Origin of the sequence: Amycolatopsis sp. NPDC049252 (genome assembly GCF_043197175.1) — a bacterium.
GTDB lineage: Bacteria > Actinomycetota > Actinomycetes > Mycobacteriales > Pseudonocardiaceae > Amycolatopsis.
The window spans coordinates 1-16,251 of the sequence record NZ_JBICSQ010000127.1; the positions used below are offsets into that span (position 1 = coordinate 1).

The 16,251-nt window shown below is 72.4% G+C and carries 10 protein-coding genes and 1 pseudogene; 4 read left to right on the forward strand and 7 right to left on the reverse strand.

Translation table 11 applies throughout. The features are described 5' to 3' along the window. A pseudogene (locus ACGFMK_RS46400) lies at window positions 1-571 on the forward strand (hypothetical protein); the annotation flags it as partial. A 380-nt stretch (window positions 572-951) separates the two neighbouring features. Here ACGFMK_RS46400 and ACGFMK_RS46405 read toward each other — a convergent pair. Further along, window positions 952-2,097: an FAD-dependent monooxygenase gene (locus tag ACGFMK_RS46405; RefSeq protein ID WP_392777629.1), complete on the reverse strand. Its 1,146-nt coding sequence runs from the start codon at window positions 2,095-2,097 to the stop codon at window positions 952-954. A 90-nt stretch (window positions 2,098-2,187) separates the two neighbouring features. On the opposite strand from ACGFMK_RS46405, the gene ACGFMK_RS46410 reads away from it, so the two are divergent. Next, complete coding sequence (locus tag ACGFMK_RS46410; RefSeq protein WP_392777631.1) at window positions 2,188-2,880, forward strand: TetR family transcriptional regulator; 693 nt, start codon at window positions 2,188-2,190, stop codon at window positions 2,878-2,880. Between the two features lie 178 nt (window positions 2,881-3,058). Here the strand turns inward: ACGFMK_RS46410 and ACGFMK_RS46415 are convergent, their stop codons facing one another. The 4 genes from ACGFMK_RS46415 to ACGFMK_RS46430 form a co-directional block, all read right to left on the reverse strand. Further along, entirely contained in the window at window positions 3,059-3,670 is a 612-nt protein-coding gene (locus ACGFMK_RS46415) for a hypothetical protein (protein WP_392777634.1), read from the reverse strand. A 60-nt stretch (window positions 3,671-3,730) separates the two neighbouring features. After that, window positions 3,731-6,529 (reverse strand): glycoside hydrolase family 2 TIM barrel-domain containing protein, encoded by a 2,799-nt coding sequence (locus ACGFMK_RS46420; protein ID WP_392777637.1) that lies wholly within the window; start codon window positions 6,527-6,529, stop codon window positions 3,731-3,733. 98 nt (window positions 6,530-6,627) lie between these two features. Further along, complete coding sequence (locus ACGFMK_RS46425) at window positions 6,628-7,626, reverse strand: LacI family DNA-binding transcriptional regulator (protein ID WP_392777639.1); 999 nt, start codon at window positions 7,624-7,626, stop codon at window positions 6,628-6,630. A 97-nt stretch (window positions 7,627-7,723) separates the two neighbouring features. Continuing rightward, on the reverse strand, window positions 7,724-9,115 hold the full coding sequence (locus tag ACGFMK_RS46430) for an amino acid permease (protein WP_392777642.1): 1,392 nt from the start codon (window positions 9,113-9,115) through the stop codon (window positions 7,724-7,726). A 169-nt stretch (window positions 9,116-9,284) separates the two neighbouring features. Between ACGFMK_RS46430 and ACGFMK_RS46435 the strand changes: the two genes are divergently transcribed. Beyond that, complete coding sequence (locus ACGFMK_RS46435; RefSeq protein ID WP_392777645.1) at window positions 9,285-10,187, forward strand: glutaminase; 903 nt, start codon at window positions 9,285-9,287, stop codon at window positions 10,185-10,187. Here the strand turns inward: ACGFMK_RS46435 and ACGFMK_RS46440 are convergent. Beyond that, entirely contained in the window at window positions 10,184-10,801 is a 618-nt protein-coding gene (locus ACGFMK_RS46440) for a transcriptional regulator (RefSeq protein WP_392777648.1), read from the reverse strand. The genes ACGFMK_RS46435 and ACGFMK_RS46440 overlap by 4 nt on opposite strands. Then, entirely contained in the window at window positions 10,798-11,907 is a 1,110-nt protein-coding gene (locus tag ACGFMK_RS46445) for a pyridoxal-phosphate dependent enzyme (RefSeq protein WP_392777651.1), read from the reverse strand. Before ACGFMK_RS46445 ends, ACGFMK_RS46440 begins: the two co-directional genes overlap by 4 nt. A gap of 789 nt (window positions 11,908-12,696) precedes the next feature. On the opposite strand from ACGFMK_RS46445, the gene ACGFMK_RS46450 reads away from it, so the two are divergent. Beyond that, window positions 12,697-16,251 (forward strand): beta-ketoacyl synthase N-terminal-like domain-containing protein (locus ACGFMK_RS46450; RefSeq protein ID WP_392777654.1); only part of this gene is annotated, 3,555 nt, incomplete at its 3' end.

Here is a 16,251-nt window from a genome sequence, read left to right on the forward strand (position 1 = left end):
CCCGCCGCGGGGGGCCCGGCCCCGCCCCCGCCCGCCCCGGGGGCGCGCCGGCGCCCGGCGGGGGGGGCGGCGGGGCCCCCCCGACGGTGAGGCCGCCGCCGAGGCGGTCGGCGGCCGGCGCTTCGCCGCCGTGCTCTGCCACGGCGTCCTCGGCTACCTCGACGACCCGGGGCCGCTGCTCGACCAGCTGGCCGGGTGCGCCGAGCCCGGCGGCGTGGTCTCGGTCATGACGGGCAACGGCCACGCGATGGTGGTCCGCCCGGCCATGGAACAGCGGTGGGCCGACGCCCTGGCGTCGTTCGACGCGACCGGCGAGATCGGGGTGCTGGGCCTGCCGGGCCGGGCCGACACGGTGGAGGAGCTCAGCGAATCCCTGCTGAATCGCGGCGTGGAGCCGGTGAACTGGTACGGGGTCTGGCTGTTCGTCGACTGGCTCGAGTTCGCCGGGACGAAGCTGGACCTCGCCGACGCGGACCAGGTGGCGGCGGTGGAACTCGAAGCGAGCCGCCGGGACCCGTACCGCGGCCTGAGCCGCGTGTTTCACCTGGTGGGGCGCAAGGGGCCCGGCTGACGACGCCGGTCGGACCCCGGCTTCGCCGGATCGGATCCGCGCCTGTCGTGGCCCGGCCCTCGTTCTCGGGAGCGCGTGGCGCCGGGCGGTGCGTGTGCGGTTACCAGTGGCCCGGCCCCGGCTCTCGGGAGCGTATGGCGCTGGACTGTGCGTGCGGGCACCAGCTGCCCGGTCTTCGTTCTCGGGAGCGTATGGCGCCGGGCGGTGCGTGCGGTTACCGGTGGTCCGGCCCCCGCTCTCGGGAGCGTATGGCGCTGGACTGGCCCGGACCTCGCTCCCGGGAGCGTATGGCGCTGGATTGTGCGTGCGGGCACCAGCTGCCGGGCCGCAGATCGATCCGCGCGCGCGGCCCGGACCTCGCTCCCGGGAGGGCTTTCCAGCTAGGCGGCGCGTGCGGGCACCAGCCGCCGGGCCGCCGACACCAGTGGCAGCAGGCGCGTGCCCAGGTTGCGGGCCACCAGACCCCGTCGGGTCGCCGGGATCAGCATGGCCGCGGCCGTCGAGACGTTGCGCTGCTTGGGTTCCACGAGCTTCCGGTGGGTGGCTTCGTACCGCCGGAACGCCGCCGCCGGGTCGTCCGGGGTCCGGGCCAGCTCGGTCGCCAGGGTGTACCCGCCCGCCATCGCCAAGGTCGAGCCGTCGCCGAACAGGGAGACGCACGAGGCCGCGTCGCCCGCCAGGACGATCCGGCCGGCCGCCCAGCTGTCCATCCGGACGCGGCTCACGGAGTCGAAGTAGAGGTCGTCCGCCGCGCGGGCCTGCTCCAGCAGCTCGGGGACCCGCCAGCCCGCACCGGCGTACGCCTCGGTGAGCATTTCCTTGTGCCGCGCGGTGTCCCGGTGGTCGAACCCCGGCTCCTCGGCGCCGCGGAACATGAACGCCGCGATCCCGTGGCCGCGCGACGGGTGGACGGCGACCGCCCGGCCCGGCGAGTTGTACATGACCATCTCGGTGCGGTCGGCGGGCGGCTCGGCCAGCGGCATCGTCGCGATGTAGACGCCCATGTGCTCGACGAAGTCCGCTTCCGGCCCGAACGCCAGCCGCCGCACGCCCGAGTGGAGGCCGTCGGAGCCGATCACCAGGTCGAAGCGCCGCGGGGCACCGCGTTCGAAGGTGACGTCGACACCGCCGCCGTCCTGGTGCAGCTCGGTGATCGCGTCGTGGAAGACGAACTCGGCGCGGTCGGCGGCGGCTTCGTGGAGGATCGCCGCGAGGTCCGTGCGCGACAGCTCGACGTCTTCGCTGCTGCCCAGCGCGCTCGCGGCCACGCGGCCGGTGCGGCGGCCCGCGTCGTCGACGAACTTCAGCGCCGTGACGTCGGTGCTCGCCTCCCGCAGCTTCGCGGTGATGCCCATTTCGGCCGCGACGTGCGCCGCGGGGCCGCGGACGTCGACCGGGCTGCCGCTCGAACGCAGGCCCTTGGCGCGTTCGACGACGGTCGGCCGGTAACCCGCGCGGGCCAGCCAGTAGGCCAGCGTCGGCCCGGCGACGCCCGCGCCGGAAATCAGTACGGTTTGCTCATTCATGGTGTACCCCCTGGATGAAGTGCCTGACCATCGGTCAGTCACGACGGTACGCCACTGTCCGGCGGTCAGGCAAGCGGCTAGGCTCGGCGCATGACGGAGGCCGACACCCGCGCCCGGATCCTGCGCGCCGCGCTCGAGGAGTTCTCGGAGCGCGGCTACCACGCGACGTCGGTGCGTGAGCTGGCCGAACGGGTCGGGGTGACCAAGACCGCGGTGCTCTACCACTTCCCGGGCAAGGCCGACATCGTGACGGCGCTGGCCGAGCCGCTGCTCGACGACCTCGAGGCGACGATGGGGAAGGCGGAGACCGCCACCGACCCGCGCGCCGCGGCGATCGAAGGGATCCTCGACGTCTGGCTGGGCCATCGGTATCTGCTGCGGATGAACCTGCGGGACCTGGGCCTGACGGCGTCGAAGGCGGTGTTCGAGCGGTTCCGCGACGGCATGCTCAAGGCGAACCAGCTGGTCGCGGGCCCGGACGCGGACCTGACGGCCCAGGTCCGCGCGGCACAGGCGATCGCGATGCTCAGTGACCCGGTGGTGTTGTTCGCCGACGCCCCGATCGACCAGCTGCGAGCCGCCGTCCTGGACGGCGTGGCCCGCCTGTTCGGCACGCCGGCGCCGGCACGCGGCCGCCGCGGCCGGCCGAGCGTGATGAGCCCGGAGACGATCGAGGCCGCACACCGCCTGTACGACGCCGGCCGCTCGGCGGCCGACATCGCGACCGCACTGGGCGTCTCCCGCGCGACGATCTACCGCCACCTGCCGGACGCGGAACAGTGAGACAGCCGTCGAGCGAATTTTGAGCCGGCGGGCCCGCACCGCGACGGCGCCGGGCGTCTCCCGTGAGGCAGCCGCCCGGAGAGCCAGGGCGCTGAGCGTGATCCGGGCCGAGGTCGCAGTTGCCGCCGACTCGGCTACCCGTCACCTGACAGCGGAATAGTGAGACGACTTATGAGACTTATTGAGACGTCGGCTCCGCAGCCACCTCGATGGCCGGCAACGCCGAAAGCTGCTCGGCCGTCATCCGCTCGGCCGCGGTGAAGACCTTCTGCTGGTGGTCCTTGATCCGCTCGTCGACCAGGCGGCTCAGCTCGAAGGCCAGGCGCCCGGTCTGGCGGACCGTCACGTCGTCGACCAGCGGCCGCGCGGCCGAGGTGATGACGATGCCCGCGGCCTGACCGGACTCGGATTGTGAGACGCCGACCGAGTAGTCCTCACGTGGGTTGACCGGGCCGTCGATCGAGAGGTCGCGGATCCGGCCGAGCAGCTCGTGCCACTCGGCGACCTCGCCCGGCACCTCGGTGGCCTTCACGTCCTCCACGGTCAGGCCCATGCCGCGGTCACCGGTGCGGAAGCAGCGCGCGTAGGAGTTCAGCGCGGACACCCACAGCGCCTCGATCAGCACGGCGTCGAGCCGCGCGGGAGGCCGTTCCAGCTCGGCCACCAGCCGTTCGCAGCACTTCAGCGTGAACTGTAGGTCGTCGAAGATCGCCACGAGGTCGGCCAGGCCCAGCGCGCCGGGCGTCGCCAGCAACCGGGCGCTGGAAGGGGCGGTCGTGGGCTGGGTCATCCGGGACGCTCCTGTCGGTCTGAGCCTCCACCACACCGCATCCCGAGCGGCCCGGCGGTCTCAATTTGCGACACCGAACCGCAGCGTGAACTCCGTCTTCTGCGCCACCAGCCGGTACCGCGGCAGCACCCCCGGCCCGCAGGACGCCGAGCCGAGGCCGTGCTGGGCGACGTCCAGGGTCAGGTGGACCAGGTCGCTCGCGTGCAGGTCCGACGTGTGCCGGGCGGCTTCGAGCTCGGCCGGCGTCCAGCGGCGGGCCGTGAAGTCGAACAGCGGATCGCCGTCGACATGGATGCCCGTGCCTTCCGCGTCGGTCAGGCGCAGCCAGCGGGCGTCCGCGCGGTTGCCGTTCTCCTGCGGGAAGACGTACGGCGTCTGCAGCCCGTCGACACTGCGGGAGAACCGCCCGATCCGCGCCGCCTGGCGGCTGTCCGGGTACGCCTCGCCGGGGCCGGCGCCGAACCACTCGGCCGAGCCGAGCGCTCCCGGGACCGCCATCGTCACGCCGAGGCGGGGGAGGGTGCCTTCCAAGCCGTCGGGCGTGATCTCGACGCGCAGCTGCAGCCGGTCGCCGAGAGCCGTCCACGTGTAGTCCGTGAGCAGCCCGGACGCCAGCGCCGGCGGCGCGACCCGGGTGCGCACCACCAGGTCGTCGCCGTCGGCGTCGACGGTGATCACCCGGTGCTGCAGCCGGTGCAGCCCGGCCTCCCGCCACTCCGAAGCCGACTCGGCGCGGTCGTTGTCCGTGGTCGCCCGCCAGACGTCCAGCCGCGGCCCATGCACGGGGTGGCCGCCGAGCGAGGTCAGGCGGCCGCTCCCCGGGTCGAACTCGCCGATGCCGAGCAGCAGCCGGCCGGCGGTGCGGAACACCGGGCCGCGGCGCGCCGGGCGCTCAGCGACCCGCGCGGACGACACTGGCAGCTGACCCCAGCCGACGACGTGCCCGGCCGGAGCCCAGGAAGAAGGCGACGTCAGCGACGCCGAAACCGTCAGCCACGACTCGCCGCCGGTCGCGGGCAACCGCGGAAACGGCACCGAAACACTCTGTCCGGATTGGACGGTCGGGACGTCGAGAACGCCTTCCGCAACAGCGATCCCCTCGTCCTCCAGGACCCAGGTGTACGTCAGGTGCGCGGTGTTCACTACGTCGTAGTGGTTCGACACCCGGATCCCGTCGGCACCGGCCTCGATCCGGACTGGCTCGATGATCTTGGCGAACTCCAGGAGCCCCGGTGACGGCGTCCGGTCGGGAAAGACGAGCCCGTCGATGACGAAGTTGCCGTCGTGGATCGGCTCGCCGAAGTCGCCGCCGTAGGCGAAGTGATCCCCGGCGGCCAGACCGTGGTCGAGCCACTCCCAGACGAACCCACCCTGGCAGTTCGGGTACCGCTCGAACAGTTCGCGGTACTCCAGCAGGCCGCCCGGGCCGTTCCCCATCGCGTGCCCGTACTCGCAGAGCAGGAACGGCAGGTCCCGCCGCCTCTCGTTGAGGTCTGAGCGAAGCCCGATCGACTCGACTTCGGCGTGGGTCGCGTACATCCGGCTGTGGACGTCCACATAGGAGCACTCGTGGTCGCCCTCGTAGTGTACCGGCCGGGTCGGATCGCGGTGGCGCGTCCACTCGGCCGTCCGCTCGAGGTTCGGCCCGGTGTGGCTCTCGTTGCCCAGCGACCAGAGGATCACGCTCGGCCGGTTCTTGTCCCGTTCGACCGTGCGCCGCATCCGGTCGAGGTAGGCGTCGGCCCACATCGGCTCGGCGCTCGGGTTGCCCCGCCAGTCCAGTGGCCCGAAGCCGTGGGTCTCCAGGTCGCACTCGTCGATCACCCACAGGCCGTACTCGTCGCACAGCTCGAGGAACGCCGGGTCCGGCGGGTAGTGGCTGGTGCGGACGGCGTTCACGTTGTGCCGCTTCATGAGCAGGACGTCGGCGAGCGCGACGTCGCGGGGCACGGCCCGGCCGGTGCGCGGGTGGTGTTCGTGCCGGTTCACCCCGCGCAGCAGCAGCCGGCGTCCGTTGACCTTCAGCTGGCCGTCCTCGATCGTGACGGTCCGGAAGCCGATCCGCACCGGGACCCGTTCGGCCACAGTGGACAGCTCACCGTCGTACAACCGCGGCGACTCCGCGCTCCACGGCTCGACCGGCAGTTCCAGCGGTACCCCGGCCGGGTGACCCGACACCCCCAGCTCGGGGATGCCGAGCACCGCGCCGGGGACGGTCTCCACCCGGACCGTGCCGAGCCCCGTGGTGTGGTCGTAGTCCGCGCGGAGCCAGTAGTCGCCGATCCCGCCCTCCGGGCGGGCGAGCAGCGTGACGTCGCGGAAGATCCCGGACAGCCACCACATGTCCTGGTCCTCGAGGTAACTGCCCGCCGACCACTGGTGCACGCGCACGGCCAGCACGTTGTCCCGCGGCCGCAGCAGCGGTCCCACCTCGAACTCCGACGGCAGCCGGCTGCCCTTCGTGACGCCGAGTTCGAAACCGTTGAGCCAGATCCGCGCGCACGAGTCGATCCCGTCGAACCGCAGCACCGCGGGCCCGGCGGGCCACGACGCGGGCAGGTCGAAGCGCCGCCGGTGGTCACCGGTCGGATTGTCCGACGGCACGTGCGGCGGGTCGACCGGGAACGGGTAGCGCACGTTCGTGTAGGCGGGCTTGCCGTACCCGTGCAGCTGCCACATCGAGGGCACCGGCAGCTCGTCCCACGCCGCGTCGTCGAAGTCTTCGCGTTCGAAACCGGCAGTGGGGGAGAGCCGGAACCGCCAGGTGCCGCTCAGCGAGAGTGACGCGGCGTCGGAGGCGAAGGCCGCGCGCGGGGGCAGCGAACCGTGGCCGGGGCCGGGGTCTTCGACGTAGGACATGGAATCCTCTCAGCCCCTTCAGGGCTCCCGTGAACGCTCCCGTGAACGTTCACGAATTGCCCGGAAGTCTGCGTCGAGTGGATCTCGCTGTCAAGGGATCAGGCGGATTCGCGCAGGTGGAGGGCGGCGCGGACGACCAGCCGGCCGGACTCGGCCGCCCCGGTCACCAGGCGCGCGGCCTCCTCGACGGCCAGCGCGCCGAGCGAGCGGGTGTCGAGCGCGACGCTGGAGAGTTCCGGCTCGACGAGGGTGCCGAGCGCGAGGCCGTCGAAGCCGATCACGGCGAGGTCGGCGGGCACGCGCAGGCCGAACCGGCGGGCCTCGCGCAGGGCGCCGATGGCGATGACGTCGTTGAACGCGAAGACGGCGGTGACCTCGGGGTGCGCGGCCAGCAGGCCGGCCAGGGCCGCACCGCCGCCGTCGACAGTCTGCGCGGCCCGGGTGATCCAGCCGGGCTCCACCGCGAGCCCGTGCTCGGCGACCGCCCGCAGGAACCACTGCTGCCGGACGCTGGGCTCGGGGCGGCGGTCGTGGTCGAGCATGCCGATCCGCCGGTGCCCGCGCGTGACGAGGTGGGTGATCGCTTCCCGGACGCCCTCTTCGCCGTCGATGCCGATCCCGCTGAACCGCGGTGTGTGCGGCTCGCGGCCGATGAGGACGACGGGGATGCCCGGGGTGAGCCGGTCGAGGTCCTCTTCGGACCGGCTGAAGTAGCCGACGACCGCGTCGACCTGGGCGCTGATCACCTGGAGGGTGGCGAGTTCCTGGTCGAGGTCGTCGGCGGTGTCGTAGACGACGACGTGCCAGCCGCGGGCGCGGGCCGCCTCGAGCGCGCCGGAGGCGACCTCGGTGAAGAACGGGTTGAGCAGGTCGGGCACCACCAGGCCGACGGTGGTCGTGTCCGGCCGGACCAGACCGCGGGCGAAGCGGCTCGGCCGGTAGCCGAGCTCGCGGGCGGCGTCGAGGACCCGTTGCTTGGTCGAGCCGTCGATCTCGGCCTTGTCGTTGAGCGCGCGGGACACGGTCTGCCGCGAGACGCCGGCCGAGCGCGCGACGTCGTGGATCGTCACCCGCCGGGGTTCCGTGCTCGAAGACACCGCCCACCTCCTGATCGCCGAGTATGCCCGGCGGGACGCGTGAAGGCCTCCTCGAGGCTCGGGGTTGCCGTCGAGGAGGCCTGCACTCACCCGGCCCCTATTCGGCCGGGACGCGTTCGCGGCGCTTCGAGATGACGCGCCAGCCGACGGTCAGCACCACCGCCAGCACCGGGATCGAGTAGAACGCGATCTTCTCGGCGCCGTCCGAGAAGCCCATCAGCACCACCACCAGGGCCAGGAACGCGAGCGTCGCCCAGCCGCTGTAGGGCGCCCACGGCATCCGGTACGACGGCCGTTCGACCTCGCCGCGCAGGGCGGCCTGGCGCAGCCGCATCTGGCAGAAGATCAGCGTCGCCCAGGTCGTGATCACGCCCAGGGACGCGATCGCGATGGCGATGTCGAACGCCTCCTTCGGCACGAGGTAGTTCAGCACCACGCCGAGCAGGTAGGCGATCGAGGTGAACAGGATGCCGCCGTAGGGGACCTGGCGGGCGCTCATCCGGCCGACGAACGACGGAGCTTCGCCCTTGTCGGCGAGCGAGCGCAGGATCCGGCCGGTGGAGTAGAGCCCGGAGTTGACGCTCGACAGTGCCGCGGTCAGCACGACGGCGTTCATCACGTCGCCGATGCCCGGGATGCCGAGGCGGCTGAACACCGTGACGAACGGGCTCTCGTCGCCGTTGTAGAACGGCCAGGGCAGCAGCATCGCCAGCATCAGCACGGAACCCACGTAGAACACGCCGATCCGCCAGACCACGCTGTTGATCGCCTTCGGCAGCACCTGGCGCGGATTCTTCGTTTCGCCGGCCGCGATGCCGACGACCTCGATGGCCGAGTAGGCGAAGATGACCGCCTGCAGCGTCATCAGCGCGACGCCGATGCCGGCCGGGAAGAATCCACTGTGGTCGGTCAGGTTGTGCACGCCGGCCGGGGTGCCGCCGATGTCGGCGCTGGTGAACACCAGCCCGAGCGCGGTGATCAGGAAGACGACGATGGCCAGCACCTTGACCACCGAGAACCAGAACTCCAGCTCGCCGAACAGCTTCACCGACAGCAGGTTCACGGCCAGCAGCACGCCGAGGGCGACCAGGGCGGTGATCCACTGGGGGACGTCCGGCAGCCACTTGTGGACGTAGATCGCCACCGCGGTGATCTCCGCGATCCCGGTCATCGCCCAGTTCACCCAGTACATCCAGCCCGAGGCGAAGCCGGCCCACGGCCCGATGAACTTCCGGGCGTAGGTGACGAAACTGCCGGAGCTCGGCTCGTGCAGGACGAGCTCGCCGAGCGCGCGCATCACGAAGTAGGCGGCCACCCCGCAGATCGCGTAGGAGAAGATCAGCGACGGGCCGACCTGGTGGAGCTTGCCGCCGGCGCCGAGGAACAGCCCGACACCGATCGCGCCGCCGATGGCGATCATCTGCACTTGGCGGTTGCCGAGCGCTTTCGAGTAGCTTTCACCTTTTTCGGTGAGCAGCGAGGAATCCATGGTTGCCAGACGCTAGAGCGTTGGCCGCAAGTGACCAAGCGCACTAAGGAAGACTTAAGGTGTGCGAGAGATCACCTTGGTGGTTTTCCTCGTGTTTCCCGTTTCGATTTGACAGGTTCACCCGCGACCCCGGTGTCCGCTCGCCACGGCGGGCTTCTACGCTACGGCCGTGGATCTCGCGGCGCTGCTGGACCGGATCGCGGACGACGTCGCGCCCGAGGTCGGCCGCGGTGCCGTCGCGGACTACATTCCCGCCCTGGCCCGGGTCCGGCCGGGGTTCGGCATCGCGGTGGCCGATGTGGACGGTGCCGTGCACGGCGCGGGCGACTGGCTGCGCCCGTTCTCGGTGCAGAGCATGTCGAAGGTCTTCACCCTCGCCCTGGTGCTCGCCCGCGGCGACGACGTGTGGACGCGCGTCGGCCGCGAACCCTCCGGTGACCCGTTCAACTCCCTGGTGCAGCTGGAACACGAGGACGGCATCCCGCGCAACCCGTTCATCAACGCGGGCGCGCTGGTGGTGACCGACGAGCTCACCTGCCACGGCGACGCGGTGGGCGCACTGCTCGGATTCCTGCGCACGGAAAGCGGCAACGCGGACATCGACGTCGACGCCGAAGTGGCCGCGTCCGAAGCCGGGCACGCCGACCGCAACCGCGCGCTCGCGTACTTCATGGCCTCCTACGGCAACATGCGGAACCCGGTACCGTCCGTTTTGGACCAGTACGTCCGTCAGTGCTCGATCGCGATGTCCTGCCGCGACGTCGCCCGCTCGGCGTTGTTCCTGGCCCGCCACGGCATCCGCAACGACGGCACCCGGCTGCTGGGGCTCAGCTCGGCGAAGCGGATCAACGCGGTGATGCTGACGTGCGGCACGTACGACGCCGCGGGCGAGTTCGCCTACCGCGTCGGCCTCCCGGGCAAGAGCGGCGTGGGCGGCGGGATCGTCGCGATCGTCCCGGGCCGCTGCGCGGTCTGCGTCTGGAGCCCCGGCCTGGACGCCCGCGGCAACTCGGTGGCGGGGGTCGCGGCCCTGGACCGGTTCACGACGTTGACCGGCTGGTCGGTGTTCTAACGCAGGTAGTTGTAGACGCTCGCGCGGGAGATCCCGAGCAGCTCGGTCAGCGCGGGCACCGCGTTCTTCAGCTCCAGGAAACCCCGCGCCTTCAGCACCCGCACGAGGTCCTTCTTCCCGGCCGCCGGCAGGGTGAGCGGGCTGTGGCCGCGCTCGGCGGCGTAGTCCTCGACCAGCGCGCGCAAGTCATCGGCCGTGCGGGCCTGCAGGGTCTCGGTCAGGGGCGCCGGGTCGTCGGTGCGGGTGAGTCGGGTCAGGGCGTGGGCGGCCGAGCCGAGCAGGGAGACGTCGAGGTTGAGGCACAGCGCCGCGACGTACTCGCCGCCCGAGTTGCGGATGCCGATCGACGTGCTCTTCGCCGGACGGCCGTCGGGGAAGCGGTTCGGGTAGTTCTGCAGCACGTCGGGGAAGCCCGGGTCGGCGATGCGCGCCAGGCCCAGCTCCGTCGCCGGGTCGCCGACGGCCCGCCCGGACAGGCCGCCTTCGATCGCGCGCACCGCGTGGTCCGGGTCGCGCAGGTCGTGCAGCACGACCTCGCACAAGCCCGGGAACATCCGCCCGACCGCGTGCGCGATCTTCTCCGCTTCCCGCAGCAGCAGCTCGTCCTCGGTCATCCGAGCAGCTCCCGCAGCTTGTCGGGCGCCTTCAGCCCGGACCCGGTGAGCACGACGACGGTGGTCTCGCCCGGCCGGATCGCGCCGCGTTCGCGGAACACGTCGATCGCGGCGGCGGCGCTCGCGCTGGTCGGCTCGGCGTAGAGGCCGAGGGCCGCGAGCCGCCGGGCGGCCGCGGCGATGGCGTCCTCCTCGATGGCGGCCGTGTCGCCGCCCGAGCGCCGGATCGCCGCGACGACCTCGGGCAGCCGGATCGGGTGCCGGATCGCGGTGCCCTCGGCGACGGTCGGGGCGAACGGTGGCGGCGGCCGGTCGTGGAACGCGGCGTCGATCGGGGAGCAGTTGCGGGGCTGCGCGACGAGCAGACGCGGCCGTCGCGCGATCGAACCGGCGGCCAGGAGCTCGCCGAAGCCGAGGTCGAGGCCCAGCACGATGCTGCCCGCGCCGGCGACCGTGACGACCGCGTCCGGTGCGCGGAAGCCCAGGTCCTCCCACAGCTCGTAGGCGAGGGTCTTGGTGCCCTGGAGGAAGAACGGGTGCCAGTTGTGGCTGGCGTAGGTGGTCGTCGCCGACCGCCGGACCGCCTCGGCGGCGGTGTCGTCGCGCGTGCCGGGCACGAGTTCGACGGTCGCGCCGTACGCGCGGGTCTGCAGGACCTTCGCGGCCGACGTCCCCTCGGGCGCCAGCACGGTCGCCGCGATCCCGGCCGCGGCGCTGTAGGCCGAGACCGACGAGCCGCCGTTGCCCGAGCTGTCCTCGAGCAGTTCCGTGACGCCGGCGCCGGCCAGGGCCGCGACCATGACGCTGGATCCGCGGTCCTTGAAGCTGCCGGTCGGGCTGAACCACTCGAGCTTGAACCGGACCTCGGCGTCACCCCACGGCTGCCGGACCAGGGGAGTGCAGCCCTCGCCGAGCGAAAGCGGGCGCAGGTCGCCGGGCAGGGCGGCGCGGTACCGCCAGAGCGACCGGACGCCGGTGTCGACGTCGCCGGGCGCCAGGCCGGGCAACGGCGCGACGGTGAGCGGCGCGCCGTCGTCACCCCGCCAGCGCAGCGGGTCGCCCGGGTAGCGCGTCTCCGAGCGCTCGTCGGCGTACCAGTACTCCACGGCACCTCCATGCTTGGACAGTGCGTCCAAGGGTAGACGCTGTGTCCATCGTTACCGACGGGTATGCGAAATGTTTTCAGCTTTTTCTCAGGAAAGATCCGTAACGCGCGCGGCGAGAATTTCGATCTAGGCCGCCCGGTGGCCGGTACTCGGCGATACCGGAGGTGCCTGGCCGAATACCGGGAGTCGCGCAGGTCGCCGGGCGGTCCGGCGCCCGGCTCGTCGCCCCGGGTCGTGTGAACACGTGGAATCCGGGCGTCCGGGGAATCCACAATGGACCGGACGGGCGGCTCCGGACCCGCCCGGCGCATTCCGGGTGATTCTTTTCGCCGCCGGGAAAAATGCCGGGTGAATAGTCGCCGCACGGCTCGTCATATCGTTGGGTGTCAATGCTGTGACGGGTCGCGTTATGTGGTCGATTTTACCGGCACGACACTTGGTGTTGGCGTCCGGGAAACGGCACACCCGCCGGACGGAGTGGTCCGGTGCGGGCAGTCCCGCTGCGTCCGCCGGGTGAGATGGCTTGCCCCGTCCGGAGGTGTGGACCACCGCGACCAGGGTGTATGGCCTCGTGGCGGGCTATTGATCGCTGTGCAACGGATATCCCGTCCCGGATCCCGGCTCGTGGTACGTGACGGCCGCGTTAAATTCTTGCGTCTCCAGCCTGGTCCATCCCGAATTTTCTGCACCACTGCGACGAATTCGCGGTGGGTTGTTGACGGAACGGGGTGAACGCGCTTAAGTACTCCCCGTTACCCCATCACCCTTTCGGTTGTAGCGGGAGTTCCCATGCGTGTCTCGAAAGACGACCGCGAACCGGCCGTGCCGGTCGTCGCCGTCTCGCCGCTCGCGTGGCCTTCGGCGCGCGGGGTCGCGGCCGCCGCGCGCGGTGGCGGGCTCGGCGTCCTCGACCTGACCGGCCCGGCGGACCCGGCGTCGGAGGAACTGGCTTTGCTGGCGGAATGGGGGATCCCGGCCTTCGGGGTCCGGCTCGCGCGCCCGCCCGCGGGCGCGGAACTGCCCGAAGCCGCCGGCACCGTCCTGCTGACCGAGGACTCGCCGTGCACCGCACGCGACTTCCCGGGACGACGGGTGCTGGCCGAGGTCACCAGCCGCGCGTCGGCCGCGCGGGCGGTCGCCGGCGGCGCCCACGGCTTGATCGCCCGCGGTCACGAGTGCGGCGGCCGGACGGGTGAGCTGAGCACTTTCGTGTTGCTGCAGGCGTTGCTGGCCGAGGAGACCGTCCCGGTCTGGGCGGCGGGCGGGATCGGCCCGCACACCGCGGCCGCCGCCGTCGCGGGTGGCGCGGCCGGCGTGGTCGTCGACACCCAGCTCGCGCTTCTGCCGGAGGCGGAACTGCCCGCGGCGCTCACCACCGCCGTCACCGGCCTCGACGGCTCCGAGACCGTGGTCGTCGACGGCGTCCGCGTGCTGTCCCGCCGCGGCGCGGCCACGCCGATCGAAGCGGGTCAGGACGTCTTTCTCGCCACCCGCTTCCGCGACCGCTGGGGCACGGTGACCGCGGCGGTGCGCGGCTTGGGCGAAGCGATCGGCGACGCGCTGCGCGCGGACGTCACGGTCCTCGGCCCGGACACCGCGGGCAGCCGCGCGTTCGGCACCACCCTGCCCGTCGCGCAGGGCCCGATGACCCGGGTGAGCGACCAGGCCGCGTTCGCCGCCGAGGTCGCCGCGGGCGGTGCGCTGCCGTTCATCGCGCTCGCGCTGTCCGGCCCGGAGCAGACCCGCGAAGTCCTGGAACGGACGCGCGAAGCCGTGGGCCGCGCGCCGTGGGGCGTCGGCGTGCTCGGCTTCGCCGCCGACGACGTCAAGGCCGCCCAGCTCGAGGTGATCCGCGAGCTGCGGCCCACGCACGCGATCATCGCCGGCGGCCGCCCGGCCCAGGCCACGGCCCTGGAAGACGTCGGCATCAGCACCTTCCTGCACGTGCCGTCACCCGGGCTGCTGAAGCAGTTCCTCGAGGCCGGCGCCCGCAAGTTCGTCTTCGAAGGCGCGGAATGCGGCGGCCACGTCGGCCCGCGCACCAGCTTCCCGCTCTGGGAGGCCCAGCTGGGTGTCCTCGGCGGCTTCCTCGCGACGACCCCGGACGCCGCCGCGGAGCTGCAGATCCTGTTCGCGGGCGGGATCCACGACGAGCGCTCGGCCGCGATGGTCGCCGCCCTCGCCGCACCGGTCGCGGTCCGCGGCGCCGCGATCGGCGTCCTCATGGGCACCGCCTACCTCTTCACGCACGAGGCCGTCGACGCCGGGGCCGTCCTCCCGCTGTTCCAGCGTCAGCTGCTCGAAGCCCGGCACACCGACCTCCTCGAAACCGCGCCGGGGCACGCCACCCGGTGCGTCCGCAGCCCGTTCACCGAGGAGTACGCGGCGCTCAAGGCGGAGCTCGCCGAACGCGGCGTGCCGAGCCGGGACGCGTGGGAGCAGCTGGAAACGCTCAACGTCGGGCGGCTTCGCCTGGCGAGCAAGGGCATCGAGCGCGTCGGCGCCGACCTGCGCGAGGTCGGCGAGGACCGCCAGCTCACCGAAGGCATGTTCATGGCGGGCGAGGTCGCCGTGCTGCGCTCGGCCGTCACCACGATCGCGGACCTGCACACCGCGGTCGGTGAGGGCGCGAACGCGTTCCTGCGTGAGCGGGCCGCCGCGTTCGGCGTCACGACGCCGGAGCCGCCTGCGCCCGTACCGCTGGACGTCGCGATCGTCGGGATGGCCTGCATGTTCCCGCAGGCGCCGGACCTGGCGTCGTTCTGGGCGAACGTCCTGGCCGGCGCGGACGCCGTCACCGACGTGCCGCCGCAGCGGTGGGACACCTCCCTGTACTTCGACCCCGAGGGCCAGGGCGAGAAGACCCCGTCACGCTGGGGCGGGTTCCTGCCCGAGATCGGTTTCGACCCGCTGCGCTACGGCATCCCGCCGTCGTCGCTGGCCAGCATCGAGCCGGTGCAGCTGCTGGCCCTGGAAGCCGCGCACCGCGCGCTCGTGGACGCGGGTTACGCCGAGCGCGCGTTCGACCGGGCGCGGACGTCGGTCGTGTTCGGCGCCGAGGCGGGCAGCGATCTGTCGAACGCGATGACCCTGCGTTCCGTCCTTCCGTCCTACCTGGGCGAACTGCCGCCCGCGCTGGACGAGCGGCTGCCGACGATCACCGAGGACTCGTTCCCCGGCGTGCTCGCCAACGTCATCGCCGGCCGGATCGCCAACCGCCTCGACCTGGGCGGGGCGAACTACACCGTCGACGCCGCGTGCGCGTCCTCGCTCACCGCGGTCGACGTCGCCTGCAAGGAACTGACCGCCGGCACCAGCGACCTCGTCCTGTGCGGCGGCGCGGACCTGCACAACGGCATCAACGACTACCTCCTGTTCGCCTCGGCGCACGCCCTTTCCCCGACGGGCCGCTCGGCGACGTTCGACAGCGCGGCCGACGGCATCGCGCTCGGTGAAGGTGTCGCCTGCGTCGCGCTGAAACGGCTCGCCGACGCCGAACGCGACGGCGACCGCGTCTACGCCGTGATCAAGGGCGTCGGCGCGGCGTCCGACGGGCGCGCGCTCGGGCTGACGGCACCCCGGCCGGAAGGCCAGCACACCGCGCTGACCCGCGCGTACCGCAACGCCGGCGTCTCGCCCGCGCAGGTCGGGCTGGTCGAGGCGCACGGCACCGGGACCGTCGTCGGTGACCGGACCGAGCTGGGCACGCTGACCAAGGTGTTCACCGAGGCCGGCGCGGCGCCGGGCGGCTGCACGATCGGCTCGGTGAAGTCCCAGATCGGCCACACCAAGTGCGCCGCGGGCCTCGCCGGGCTGATCAAGACCGCGATGGCGCTGCACACCGGCGTCAAACCGCCGACCCTGCACGTGCAATCGCCGAACCCGGCGTGGGACCCGGCGACCAGCCCCTTCGTGTTCCAGGCGGCTCCGCAGCCGTGGGCCGCGCCGCCGGCCGAACGGATCGCCGGGGTCAGCGCGTTCGGCTTCGGCGGCACCAACTTCCACGTCGTGCTCGGCGCGCACGACGGTGTCCCGCCCGCCCAGGTCGGCGATGAGTGGCCGGTGGAGCTGTTCACCTTCGCCACGGACGCAGCGGCGCGCGACCTGCTCGCGCTGGCCGAGGACGTTCCCGCCGGGAAGCGGCCGTGGCGGCTGCGGGACCTCGCCCTCAGCGCGTCCCGCCGGGCCGAAGCCGCCGGCCGGGTCCGGCTCGCGGTCGTCGCGTCCACTGTGGACGAGCTTACCGCGTTGCTGCGTCAGGCGTTGTCCGGCTCCGACGCGCTTGGGGTGTATCGCGCTCAGGACGGGGAACCGGGCGAGGTCGCGCTGCTGTTCCCCGGCCAG

What these genes read in the sequence shown, in the direction of transcription:
- ACGFMK_RS46405 (WP_392777629.1), bottom strand. Translation starts at nt 2,097, where the DNA reads ATGAATGAGCAAACCGTACTGATTTCCGGCGCGGGCGTCGCCGGGCCG.
- ACGFMK_RS46410 (WP_392777631.1), top strand. Translation starts at nt 2,188, where the DNA reads ATGACGGAGGCCGACACCCGCGCCCGGATCCTGCGCGCCGCGCTCGAG.
- ACGFMK_RS46415 (WP_392777634.1), bottom strand. Translation starts at nt 3,670, where the DNA reads ATGACCCAGCCCACGACCGCCCCTTCCAGCGCCCGGTTGCTGGCGACG.
- ACGFMK_RS46420 (WP_392777637.1), bottom strand. Translation starts at nt 6,529, where the DNA reads ATGTCCTACGTCGAAGACCCCGGCCCCGGCCACGGTTCGCTGCCCCCG.
- ACGFMK_RS46430 (WP_392777642.1), bottom strand. Translation starts at nt 9,115, where the DNA reads ATGGATTCCTCGCTGCTCACCGAAAAAGGTGAAAGCTACTCGAAAGCG.
- ACGFMK_RS46440 (WP_392777648.1), bottom strand. Translation starts at nt 10,801, where the DNA reads ATGACCGAGGACGAGCTGCTGCTGCGGGAAGCGGAGAAGATCGCGCAC.